Below are 12,265 nucleotides of genomic sequence, written 5' to 3'. Positions count from 1 at the left end.
ATATGGCAGCAATAACCTTTCACCTAGACGTAGTAAGCGCTGAGAAAAAGCTTTTCTCTGGTCGCGTAGAAACGTTCCAGGTGTCCGGTAGCGAAGGTGAACTTGGTATTTTCCATGGTCACACACCGCTGCTGACCGCTATCAAGCCTGGTATGGTGCGTATCGTTAAACAGCACGGCCATGAAGAGTTCATTTATGTCTCTGGTGGTATTGTTGAAGTTCAGCCAGGCACAGCGACTGTGTTGGCTGATACAGCAATTCGTGGTGAAGAACTAGACGCAGCGAAGGCGGAAGAAGCCAAGCGCAAAGCTGAGGAACATATCCAGAATCAGCATGGCGACATGGACTTCGCGCAAGCGGCCAGTGAACTGGCTAAAGCCATTGCTCAGCTTCGAGTAATCGAGTTGACAAAAAAACGTCGTTAATTCAGTTAAACTGAACTAACCGCGATGAAAAAGGCGACCTATGGGTCGCCTTTTTGCTTAATTTTTATTAGAAATTTACCCAATCCATTTAACACTATTGTCATTCATAGCTAGAATGACGTTAGCTTAATTAACGTCAATGGTTTGATAATAATGAAATTCAGTGCAGTTGTTCTTGCTGCGGGGAAAGGAACCCGCATGTATTCCAATAAGCCTAAAGTGTTGCATACACTTGCTGGCAAACCAATGGTAAAACATGTCATCGATACTTGTGAAAGCTTAGGTTCTCAGAATATCCACCTTGTTTATGGTCATGGCGGTGAAATGATGCAATCGGCTTTGCAACAAGAAAAAGTAAACTGGGTTCTACAAGCCGATCAGTTAGGGACAGGTCATGCTGTTGATCAGGCATCTCCTTATTTGGCGGATGATGAAAAAGTGCTGGTCCTCTACGGTGATGTACCTCTTATCTCCGAAGAGACTATTGAAAACCTATTAGATGCTCAGCCTACAGGTGGTATCGCTTTGCTTACTGTCGTTCTTGATAACCCTATGGGTTATGGTCGTATCGTGCGTAAGAATGGTCCTGTTGTTGCGATCGTTGAGCAAAAAGACGCCACAGAAGAACAAAAGCTGATTAAAGAGATCAATACGGGTGTGATGGTGGCAACCGGTGGAGACCTTAAACGTTGGTTGTCCGGCTTAAGCAATGATAACGCGCAAGGTGAGTATTACCTGACAGACGTGATTGCAGCTGCTCATAATGAAGGTCGTGCAGTAGAAGCCGTTCACCCGGTAAACCCTATTGAAGTTGAAGGTGTGAACGACCGTGCTCAGCTTGCTCGTCTAGAGCGTGCATTCCAATCTATGCAGGCGCAGAAATTATTAGAGCAGGGGGTTATGCTACGTGACCCTGCACGTTTTGACCTTCGTGGTCAGTTACAGTGTGGCATGGACGTAGAAATCGATACCAATGTCATCATCGAGGGTAGTGTAACTCTTGGCGATAATGTAGTTATTGGTGCAGGTTGCGTACTGAAAGACTGTGAAATCGATGATAACACACTTGTACGCCCCTATAGCGTAATCGAAGGTGCGACAGTTGGCGAGGAGTGTACTGTTGGCCCATTTACACGTTTACGCCCTGGAGCTGATTTACGTAATGATTCGCACGTTGGCAATTTCGTTGAAGTGAAGAATGCGCGTCTAGGTGAAGGTTCGAAAGCTAATCACTTAACTTACCTGGGTGATGCCGAAATTGGCCAGCGCACTAACGTTGGTGCTGGTGTTATTACTTGCAACTACGACGGTGCAAATAAGTTTAAGACAGTTATCGGCAATGACGTGTTTGTCGGTTCTGACAGTCAACTGATTGCTCCTGTGATTATCGCTGATGGGGCAACGATTGGTGCGGGCACCACATTAACCAAAGATGTAGCTGAAGGTGAGTTAGTGATTACTCGCGCAAAAGAGCGCAAAATTACAGGATGGCAGCGTCCAACCAAACAGAAGTAAACTCTTCCATTAGAAAGGGCCTCATTGAGGCCCTTTTTTGTCTCTTGATACTTATGGTTAGTGGCTTGGAATAGCAATACGCTTTTCCAGCCAGCGTACAGCTTGTGAGACCAATAGTATTAATATTAAGTACTCGAGTACCAAAAACGTATAGATTTCTAAAGGTAAGTACTCATTTACAACCAGCTCATTGGCGCGTCTAGTTAGGTCACTTAGCCCGATAACGCTTACTAATGATGACATTTTGAGGATATAGACAAACTGGTTACCGAGTGGTGGCAGTATCTGACGAAAGGCTTGCGGTAAGATAACCAGTCGCATCTTCTGCCAATAATTGAGGCCGAGTGACTCAGCAGCTTCATGCTGACCACGAGTCACTGCCTGAATACCGCCACGGAACACTTCTGCCATAAAGGCACTTTCCGCGATAGTAAGTGCTATCACTCCTGCCCAAAAATGGTTGAGGGAAATGTCTAATAACGTGGGCATGCCGTAGTACACCCACAGTAACAAAACTAGAACGGGTATGGAGCGAATAACTTCGACATAGACTCGATTAATGGCGCGCAGCCAGGGCTTATCTGACAAGGCTGGAAAGGCAACAAGCAGACCTATAAGCATGGCAAACACCATACTTAGTAAGGAGACATAGATAGTGTCTTTAAAGCCCGCCAATAGAAAGCCGAGGTTAGTTTTTCCTTGTTCAGTTGAGGGATCAAGTACATACCAACCCCACTCATAGTCAGAACAGCCACTTAGAAGTGGTAGGCACAAAACAACAGTAAGTAATCGATAGCTCACAATCGTCCCTAATTATTCCTGAAAAATCCATCTGTTACTGCTATGTTATCAAGGATGTACCACTAATGTTTAATAATTTTAGGGACTATTCAATGAAGAAGTGGATTCTGGGTTTTATTATTACTTTTCTTTCTATCGGTCAGGTAGCGGCTGAAACCAGTCGTCTGCAGAAGATCTTGGATTCAGGTGTATTGCGTGTAGGCACTACGGGTGACTGGAACCCGATGACCATGAAAGATCCTGCGACCAATTCGTATCGTGGTTTCGATATTGACGTGACGACAGAACTTGCCAAAGATCTTGGTGTTAAAGTGGAGTACGTGGCAACGGATTGGAAAACGTTAGTAAACGGTATTACTGCTAACAAATACGATATGACGGGCAGTGCGTCGCTTAATATGTCTCGCGCTAAAGTGGCGGGATATAGCCAGCCCTATTTTTATCTGGCATTTGTCCCCGTGGTTCAAAAGAAAGACCTGGAGAAATTTTCTGATTGGGCCGATTTTAACAAACCTGATGTCAAAGTGGCTGCCACGCTCGGTACCGTGCAAGAGAAAATGGTGAAAGACTTTTTCCCAGATGCTGAGCACATTGTTATTGAAGCACCAGCTCGTGATTTCCAAGAATTACTCGCGCGTCGTGCCGATGTGTCAGTGACGTCAAATGTGGAAGCGGCAACGTTAGTAACCAAGTTCAAGCAACTTGCCATTGTACCTGTTAAGAAGCCTCGCAAGCCGACACCGATTTCGATGCTGTTACCACAAAGTGACCAAGTTTGGATTAACTATGTGAATCATTGGGTAGAGCTGAAAAAAACGCAGGGTTTCTTTGAAGAAACTGCGAAAAAGTGGGGGCTGAAAAGTCTATAATAATAGAAAAATGGGTGACTTGGTCACCCATTTTTGATTACTCGTCGCTCACGACTCGTGAGTTATCCGGTATTGTCAGTTCTTCGGTTAGTGCTGGTGTTGCGATCAGGTAACCGACCCACATTAATGCTAAACAACCAAGAATCACATAGCCTACCGCTGATTGAGCGACAACGGCAAATGCTGCAACTAGCGCACTGGCTAGACTACTAATACCAATCTGTAAGCTATTTTGCAGACCTGCCGCAGTTGCTGAACAATGTGGTGCGCTTGATAGTGCACGGTTAACCACAATTGGATACAGTGCCCCATTAGCGACTGCAAGTAAGCAGAATGGCGCTAGAATTGGCCATACGCTGGTTAGCTCCCACTGACACGCAGCAAATACTAACAGTATAGCGACCGTCTCTAGTCCTAGTAGCTGTTTCAGTACCGCGTCATCACCTAATTTAGCCACCAATTTCTTGCCCATATAGCCACCGAGCATAAATGCGATGGTTTGTGGAATGAAGCTCAAACCAATGTCTTTTGCCGAATAGCCCAGTTGGCTCATAATCTCTGGCATACCAGTTAGGTAGGCGAAGAACGCTGCAGAAGCGACTGAGAACAACATCACGTTGCCCACATACTCACGTGACCCCAATAGACTCTTAAGATCAGCACCAACAGATGATTGTTTATGCTCTGCTTTTTTATGATCTTTCATCGATAAGGTGATCATGGCTAGTAGAGCGCCAGTGATCGCCAGTACGACAAAGATACTATGCCATCCCCATAATTCAGTTAATAACACGCCAAGTTGAGGTGCTAGTGCCGGAGACAGGGCGACGAGAGGCATAATAGTGGCAAATATCTGTTGGCTGGCTCTTTTATCGAACTTGTCGATCACCATAGATTGCCAAATTACAGCCGGTGCACAGACTCCAATAGCTTGCAGCATACGCAGAGCTAGCAGTTGCCATACTTCTTGGCTCCAAGCTAAGCCTACCGAGGCAATCGTAAAGATAACGAGTCCTGCAAATAGGGTTTTACGGTGTCCGAAACGGTCACTGGCTAGTCCCCATAGGAACTGACCCAGCCCCATGCCGACTAAAAAGACCGTCAATGACAGAGCAATCTGCTCTGGTCCAGTCGCAAAATCTTGCTCAATGAGTTTAAACGCAGGCAAATACATGTCGGTAGCTATGAAGCCCAACATGGATAAGGTCGCAAGATAGATGAGTTGTAGTTTAGTTATTTTCATTGTTATTCCTTGAAATATTTTCACAGGAATGAATTGGCGCCAGCCCATACTGCTGATGGTGTGTATTCTATTTTTGGATCTTAGAAAAATAAAACGCTATATTTTGTAGCTATCTATCAAAAAATTTGAAAGCTAAAGTATGTATTCTCGCTCATCATTAGAAATGCTAGACGTGGTTGCTCGATTAGGAAGCTTTAGCGCTGCTGCTGAGGTGTTGCATAAAGTACCCTCAGCGATTAGCTACAGTGTGCGACAAATTGAACAAGAACTCGGGGTAAAACTGTTTACTCGGCTACCAAGAAAGGTTGAGTTAACCTCGGCCGGTGAAGTCTTCATGGTGGAAGCTCGGCAAATGCTGCGCAAAATGGATGAACTTACTCACCAGACACGACGTACAGCTCTGGGGTGGCAAAGTAGCTTAAAGCTGACCTTAGATAATGTGGTTAGAGTAGATAAGCTGTCTGATCTGATTGAAGATTTCTATCAAGAGTTTGAGTTTGCTGAGCTGCAGATCAATATGGAGGTCTATAACGGCTCTTGGGAAGCTATTTCCCAGCAACGAGCGGACATTGTGATTGGCGCGACGAGTGCGATTCCTGTCAGTGGTGAATATGGCGTTAAGAAAATAGGCAGCCTAGACTGGGCTTTGGTTATGTCGCCCTCGCATCCATGTGCTCATCAGGCGCAACTGGATGAAGATTTTGTCAGTCAATTTACCGCCATTTGCATTGATGACACGTCGCGAGTATTACCTAAGCGTCACAATGAGCACTACCCGCAACAGCGGCGCTTATTGCTACCCAATTGGTTTACTGCCATCGAGTGTTTGAAAAAGAACGTAGGCATTGGTTACATGCCTAGGCACATTGCTCAGCCACTTATCGACTACGGCATGCTGGTGGAGCGAACTCTCGAAGATGCTCAAGCACCAAGTGAGTGTTGCTTGGTGTGGAGAAAGCACGATAATCATAATCTATTGGATTGGATGGTAGAGTACTTAGGGGATGAAGCTCAGCTGTATCGCGATTGGTTAAAATAAAAATGGGAAGCAGCCACTTCCCATTTTCTGATTAAGATAAAAAGAACTTATAAGATGGATTATCGGTCTCGTCTTTGCACTGGTAGCCCAGTTCTCTCAGATGAGCCGAGAACTCATTCAAATCACTGTCTTCTAATTCAAAACCACATAAAACTCGACCGTAATCTGCGCCTTGGTTACGATAATTGAATAAGCTGATATTCCAATGTGTCCCTAACGTGCTTAAGAACTTAAGTAGCGCTCCTGGATACTCTGGGAATTCAAAACTATATAGGCGTTCTTTAAGCTGTTTTGACGGTCTGCCACCAATCATATAGCGAATGTGCAGTTTTGCCATTTCATCATCAGAGAGGTCAACCACAGGGTAGCCACTTGCTCTGAGATCACTAATGATGCCATCCAATTCTTCTTGACCACCTACGAGACGCACACCGACGAAAATGTTGGCTAATTTGTCATCGTTGTATCGGTAGTTAAACTCAGTAACCGCTCGGCCACCAATAATATTGCAGAACTCGAAGAAGGCGCCTTGGCGCTCTGGAATGGTCACCGCTAGTATACCTTCACGTTTTTCACCGAGTTCACAACGTTCAGAGACATAACGTAAGCCGTGGAAATTGGTATTAGCACCCGAAAGCACTGTGCCTAGCTGCTTACCTTGCAAGTGATTTTGCTCAGCAAACTTTTTCAGACCAGCAAGTGCCAGTGCACCTGATGGCTCGGCAATAGCGCGAGTATCTTCAAAGATGTCTTTCACTGCGGCACAGATTTCATCGCTAGAAACCGAAATGTGGCCATCAATATATTTCTGGCACAGTCGGAAGGTTTCATTACCAATGATTTTAACCGCAACACCGTCTGCAAACATACTGACCTGATCGAGTACTACAGGCTCTCCAGCATCCATCGCAGCTTTAAGACAGGCAGAATCTTCCGGTTCAACAGCAATGACTTTTATTTCAGGCATCAGTTGTTTGACCAAGACCGCAACACCCGCAGCTAGACCACCACCGCCAACAGGAACGAAAATATAGTCGAGGTGACCATTTTGCTGCAGCATTTCCATACCAATGGTGCCTTGCCCTGCAATCACCAATGGATGATCGAAAGGCGGCACAAAGGTGTAGCCATGTTCTTCTGACAGACGCTGTGCTTCGGCTTTAGCTTCATCAAAATTGCTACCATGCAGAACGACGTTACCACCAAAGCCACGAACCGCTTCAACCTTGATATCAGGGGTGGTTTTAGGCATCACAATGGTGGTATTGATGCCCAGTTTCGTGCCAGATAGTGCCATGCCTTGAGCATGGTTACCCGCTGAGGCGGCAATCACACCTGCACGTTTTTGCTCGTCAGTTAGATTGGCCACCATGTTGTAGGCGCCGCGCAACTTGAACGAGTGTACAGGCTGGCGATCTTCACGCTTGATTTGAACCTGGTTGCCGATGCGTGCTGCCAATCTTGGCATTTCTTGAAGTGGCGTTACGGTCGCCACTTCATAAACCGGTGCTCTGAGTATCTGGCGCAGATAATCTGCGCCAGACTCAGGATGATTATCTGCTGCACTCATTGTTGTTAGCCCTCTAGTTTAGACTTATCGCGCACCGCACCTTTGTCTGCACTGGTTGCAAGGTTAGCGTAAGCTTTAAGTGCTAAAGAGACCGTACGTTCGCGAGTAGCAGGTTTCCAGCCCAACTTGTCTTGCTCTGCGCGTCGAGTAGCAAGCTCAGATTCAGCGACATCCAATGTGATGCTGCGTGACGGGATATCAATGCTAATAGTGTCGCCGTCTTTGACAAGGCCAATAGTACCGCCATTTGCCGCTTCCGGAGAGGCGTGACCGATAGATAGGCCAGAAGTACCGCCAGAGAATCGACCATCAGTAAGAAGTGCACACTCTTTACCTAGGCCCATCGATTTTAGGTATGTGGTTGGGTACAACATTTCTTGCATACCCGGGCCGCCTTTTGGCCCTTCGTAGCGAATAACTACAACGTCGCCTGCTTTTACTTTGCCACCCAAAATGCCATCAACCGCATCTTCTTGGCTTTCAAAAACAACAGCAGGGCCTTGGAATACCAGGCTGCCTTCATCTACACCTGCTGTTTTAACAATACAGCCATCTAGAGCAATATTACCTTTCAGCACTGCGAGACCACCATCTTGGCTATAGGCGTTGTCTTTTGTGCGAATACAGCCATTCTCACGATCATCATCTAAGGTATCCCAGCGACAATCTTGAGAGAATGCTTGAGTGGTGCGAATACCAGCAGGACCTGCGCGGTAGAACGACTTAATTTCCTCGGAATCCGTCAACATGATGTCGTATTGATTGAGTTGTTCTTCCATCGTAAGGCCAAGAACAGTCTTAGTTTGGCTATTAAGCAAGCCTGCACGATTTAGTTCACCCAGAATACCGATAACCCCACCAGCACGGTGTACATCTTCCATGTGATACTTAGGTGTGGAAGGTGCCACTTTACACAGGTTAGGGACGCGGCGAGACATTTGGTCGATATCTTCCATATCGAAATCCACTTCACCTTCTTGAGCGGCTGCTAATAGGTGAAGCACTGTATTGGTTGAGCCCCCCATAGCGATATCAAGCGCCATCGCGTTCTCAAAAGCATCTTTGGTGGCGATGTTGCGTGGAAGGGCTGTCGCGTCATCTTGTTCGTAGTAGCGCTTAGTTAGGTCAACGATACGTTTACCAGCATTTTTGAATAGCACCTCACGGTCTGCGTGAGTCGCAAGTAGTGAACCATTACCTGGTTGAGAAAGACCTAAAGCTTCTGTTAAACAGTTCATCGAGTTAGCAGTGAACATGCCCGAGCAAGAACCACAAGTTGGACATGCTGAACGTTCAACTTGCTCGCTTTGTTCGTCAGAAACCGTAGGATCGGCACCTTGGATCATGGCATCAACCAGATCGAGTTTGATGATCTGATCAGAAAGTTTGGTTTTACCAGCCTCCATTGGGCCACCAGAAACGAAGATCACTGGAATATTTAGGCGCATTGAAGCCATCAGCATTCCCGGAGTGATCTTATCGCAGTTGGAGATACACACCATGGCGTCTGCACAGTGAGCGTTGACCATATACTCTACAGAGTCGGCAATGAGCTCACGTGAAGGCAGTGAGTACAACATACCGCCGTGACCCATTGCGATGCCATCATCAACAGCAATGGTATTGAATTCTTTGGCAATACCGCCCGCTTCTTCAATTTCTTTGGCGACTAGTTGGCCAAGGTCTTTAAGGTGAACGTGTCCCGGTACAAATTGAGTAAACGAGTTTACAACAGCAATAATTGGCTTACCGAAATCTTCTTCTTTGACTCCAGTTGCACGCCAAAGTGCACGAGCACCAGCCATGTTGCGACCATGAGTTGTGGTGGCTGATCTGTATTTAGGCATTGTACTTCTTCCTTATTTTGCTGATGCTGGTTTCTGTTCTGGGTATACGTAATCTAGCCAGCCCCACTTATCTTCAGTGGTGCCATTGAATAGGCCAAAATACGCATCTTGCATAACTTTGGTAATTGGACCGCGTTTACCTGTACCAACATCGATTTTATCAATGCTGCGTACCGGAACGATTTCAGCAGCGGTACCGGTCATAAATACTTCGTCTGCTAGGTAAAGTGCTTCACGAGCAATGTTAGCTTCACGAACGTCGTAGCCCATATCTTTCGCAATCGTCATTATTGAGTCGCGAGTGATACCTGGTAGGATCGCGCTGGTTGCTGGTGGTGTCGTGATGACGCCATCTTTGACTACGAAAATGTTCTCACCAGCGCCTTCTGATAGATAACCATCGACACTGAGAGCAATACCTTCGTCATAACCGTGACGACGTGCTTCACCGCCAACAAGCAATGAAGAAAGATAGTTACCACCAGCTTTTGCTGCAGTTGGAATGGTATTTGGCGCGGCGCGGTTCCAACTTGATATCATTGCGTCTACACCGTTTGCTAGTGCTTCTTCACCTAGGTAAGAACCCCAAGGGAAAGCAGCAATGATGAGCTCCATTTGCGTGCCTTCTGGAGGGCAAACACCTAGACCAACGTTACCGACAAAACCTAATGGACGAATATAAGCGGATTCAAGCTTATTTTGGCGTAGTGTCTCACGGGTTGCTTCCATGATTTCTTCCTCTGTGTAAGGAATTGGGAAGCGATAAATCTTAGCGGAATCTTTAAGGCGCTTGGCGTGCTCAGGGTGACGGAAAACCACAGGGCCGTTAGGTGTGTTATAACAACGAACCCCTTCAAAAACAGAAGTACCATAATGCATTGCGTGAGTTAAGACGTGAACGTTCGCTTCAGCCCATGGAACCATCTCACCATTAAACCAAATAAAATCTGCTGTACTTTTAGCCATTTAGCATTCCTTCCTTATGCACTTTGTTCTTGTAGGTTGTGATTGGTCAGTTCGTTGTGTTTAAGCTCTGTCACCTCGATGGTACGAATATCCCAAAGCTTCTCAATCTGATTGATCAAGGTCGTGATAGGGCGATCGCTATCAACAATGATCTCAACACTGGCAATCTTACTTTCATGGTTTTGTGTTGCAGCCACTTGTTTAATGATAAAGCCACGGTGGCGAATAACGCGTAATACGCGCTCTAGCAAGACAGGTTTGTCATCGGCTTTGATGTCTAATAAGTATCTGTCCATTAGGTATTCTCCAACATGTCACTATTCGAGGCGCCTGGCGGAACCAAAGGCCATACATTTTCTTCTTCATCTATCAACACGTGAAGCATGTACGAGGTCTTGCTCTCTAGCATTTCTTTGAGAGCAGGCTCAACTTCTTCTTTACGAGTAATGGTTTTACCTGGGATATCGAATGCTTTAGCAAGCATGACAAAGTCAGGGTTATCATCCAAAATCGTTTCGCTGTGTCGACCATCAAAAAACAGTGATTGCCACTGTCTAACCATACCAAGACGTTGGTTATTTAACAGCACAATTTTGACGGGTATTTGACGGCGCTTCAGTGTGCCTAGTTCTTGAACATTCATCATGAATGAACCGTCACCAGTAATAAGAATCGATTGGTCGTCAGGGCGACCGACTGCTGCTCCCATTGCTGCTGGTAGACCAAAGCCCATAGTGCCGAGACCAGCCGAAGTAATAAAGTTCTCAGGCAATCTAGGCTGGATATGTTGTGCTGCCCACATTTGGTGTTGACCAACGTCCGTTGAGATAATCGAAGACTCAGGCATCATGTCTGATAGCTGTTTAAGGAGCAGTGGAGCAAAAATTAAATTTCCTGGATGGTCATAGCGCCATTTAAAACCACTGCGTAAGCTTTCGCTGTGATGTACCCAAGGAGCAATATCTTTTGACAGTTCAAGCTGTGGCAAGATGACGTTTATGTCACCACGTAATGCAGCATGAGCTTGTCTGAGCTTGTTAAATTCCGCAGCATCAATATCGATATGAATCACTTTTGCATGAGGAGCAAAGGTATCCAGTTTTCCGGTCACGCGGTCATCAAAACGAGCACCAACCACGATTAAAAGGTCACATTCTTGAACGACTAAGTTTGCGGCCTTGGTACCGTGCATGCCCAACATTCCCAAGTAGTGTGGGTCATGTCTCTCAATAGTACCCAAGCCTTTTAGTGTGCTGACACTTGGCATAGGGTTGAGGCGTAAAAACTCACGTACAGATTCTGTGGCATCGGCAAGTTGCACACCACCACCTACATACAAAACTGGGCGAGAGCTTTGATCAAGCAGTTGCTGTGCTAACTGGACTTGCTCTGACGAAGCAACAGGGATCGCTGGTGGCGTAAACGGGGGAAGGACATCAACCGGAGCATTAGCAAGTTGGACATCTTTAGCAATATCGACAATAACAGGGCCAGGTCTGCCTGTTTTAGCAACTTCAAATGCCTCGGCAAGAATTGGAGCTAACTCTTCAATATCCGTGACCAGATAGCTATGTTTCGTGCATGAGAGAGACATACCAATCACATCCATTTCTTGGAATGCATCAGTACCGATATGGGAGCTGGCAACTTGACCAGTGATAGCTACGAGAGGGATCGAATCGAGAAAAGCGTCGGCGAGGCCGGTTACGAGATTGGTGGCGCCGGGGCCGGAGGTGGCCATACAAACAGCAACGTCTTTGGTGGCTCTTGCCAGTCCGATGGCTGCCATTGCAGCGCCTTGTTCGTGTCGGCAGAGGATATGTTCTACACCACCATCATACAGAGCATCGTAGATTGGCATGATGGCTCCACCAGGATAGCCAAATACTGTTTCAATGCCTTGCTGTCTCAATGCGGCTACAACTAATTCAGCACCTGTCATTATAGCCTCCTTGGGTGTCACGCTTGCTGTCGTGACTGTTTGTCGTTC

General features: G+C 46.3%; 11 protein-coding genes. 4 read left to right on the top strand and 7 right to left on the bottom strand.

Annotated features, from left to right (window positions below; translation table 11 throughout):
- Positions 1 to 2 precede the first annotated feature (2 nt).
- Positions 3 to 425 carry a F0F1 ATP synthase subunit epsilon gene (locus MMA19_RS24855; RefSeq protein ID WP_006073053.1) on the top strand — a complete coding sequence of 141 codons (423 nt, stop codon included), beginning with the start codon at positions 3 to 5 and terminating at the stop codon, positions 423 to 425.
- Positions 426 to 578: 153 nt separating this feature from the next.
- Positions 579 to 1,940 carry a bifunctional UDP-N-acetylglucosamine diphosphorylase/glucosamine-1-phosphate N-acetyltransferase GlmU gene (gene glmU, locus MMA19_RS24850; protein ID WP_038222699.1) on the top strand — a complete coding sequence of 454 codons (1,362 nt, stop codon included), beginning with the start codon at positions 579 to 581 and terminating at the stop codon, positions 1,938 to 1,940.
- Between the two features lie 57 nt (positions 1,941 to 1,997).
- Here glmU and MMA19_RS24845 read toward each other — a convergent pair whose 3' ends face one another.
- On the bottom strand, positions 1,998 to 2,741 hold the full coding sequence (locus tag MMA19_RS24845; protein WP_240207562.1) for an amino acid ABC transporter permease: 744 nt from the start codon (positions 2,739 to 2,741) through the stop codon (positions 1,998 to 2,000).
- A gap of 92 nt (positions 2,742 to 2,833) precedes the next feature.
- On the opposite strand from MMA19_RS24845, the gene MMA19_RS24840 reads away from it, so the two are divergent.
- On the top strand, positions 2,834 to 3,610 hold the full coding sequence (locus MMA19_RS24840; RefSeq protein ID WP_124940465.1) for a transporter substrate-binding domain-containing protein: 777 nt from the start codon (positions 2,834 to 2,836) through the stop codon (positions 3,608 to 3,610).
- Between the two features lie 37 nt (positions 3,611 to 3,647).
- Here MMA19_RS24840 and punC read toward each other — a convergent pair whose 3' ends face one another.
- The gene (gene punC, locus MMA19_RS24835) at positions 3,648 to 4,853 is read right to left on the bottom strand and encodes a purine nucleoside transporter PunC (protein ID WP_240207560.1); all 1,206 of its coding nucleotides are present in this window, start codon (positions 4,851 to 4,853) and stop codon (positions 3,648 to 3,650) included.
- Positions 4,854 to 4,992: 139 nt separating this feature from the next.
- Here punC and punR point away from each other — a divergent pair, with 139 nt between their 5' ends.
- Entirely contained in the window at positions 4,993 to 5,892 is a 900-nt protein-coding gene (punR, locus tag MMA19_RS24830) for a DNA-binding transcriptional activator PunR (protein ID WP_088876462.1), read from the top strand.
- Positions 5,893 to 5,923: 31 nt separating this feature from the next.
- Here the strand turns inward: punR and ilvA are convergent, their stop codons facing one another.
- The 5 genes from ilvA to ilvG are packed head-to-tail and all read right to left on the bottom strand — an operon-like array spanning position 5,924 to position 12,217.
- Positions 5,924 to 7,462 carry a threonine ammonia-lyase, biosynthetic gene (gene ilvA, locus MMA19_RS24825; protein WP_240207559.1) on the bottom strand — a complete coding sequence of 513 codons (1,539 nt, stop codon included), beginning with the start codon at positions 7,460 to 7,462 and terminating at the stop codon, positions 5,924 to 5,926.
- 5 nt (positions 7,463 to 7,467) lie between these two features.
- Positions 7,468 to 9,309, bottom strand: a complete 1,842-nt coding sequence (ilvD, locus tag MMA19_RS24820) for a dihydroxy-acid dehydratase (RefSeq protein ID WP_240207558.1) — start codon at positions 9,307 to 9,309, stop codon at positions 7,468 to 7,470.
- A 12-nt stretch (positions 9,310 to 9,321) separates the two neighbouring features.
- Complete coding sequence (locus MMA19_RS24815) at positions 9,322 to 10,275, bottom strand: branched-chain amino acid transaminase (RefSeq protein ID WP_006073040.1); 954 nt, start codon at positions 10,273 to 10,275, stop codon at positions 9,322 to 9,324.
- A gap of 14 nt (positions 10,276 to 10,289) precedes the next feature.
- Positions 10,290 to 10,571 carry an acetolactate synthase 2 small subunit gene (ilvM, locus tag MMA19_RS24810; protein WP_006073039.1) on the bottom strand — a complete coding sequence of 94 codons (282 nt, stop codon included), beginning with the start codon at positions 10,569 to 10,571 and terminating at the stop codon, positions 10,290 to 10,292.
- Complete coding sequence (gene ilvG, locus MMA19_RS24805; RefSeq protein ID WP_240207556.1) at positions 10,571 to 12,217, bottom strand: acetolactate synthase 2 catalytic subunit; 1,647 nt, start codon at positions 12,215 to 12,217, stop codon at positions 10,571 to 10,573. The genes ilvM and ilvG overlap by 1 nt, the downstream gene beginning before the upstream one ends.
- Positions 12,218 to 12,265: the final 48 nt, after the last annotated feature.

Origin of the sequence: Vibrio sp. CyArs1, assembly GCF_022432925.1 — a bacterium.
GTDB classification, from domain to species: Bacteria; Pseudomonadota; Gammaproteobacteria; order Enterobacterales; family Vibrionaceae; genus Vibrio; species Vibrio mediterranei.
This window is presented reverse-complemented; position numbering and strand designations above follow the sequence as displayed.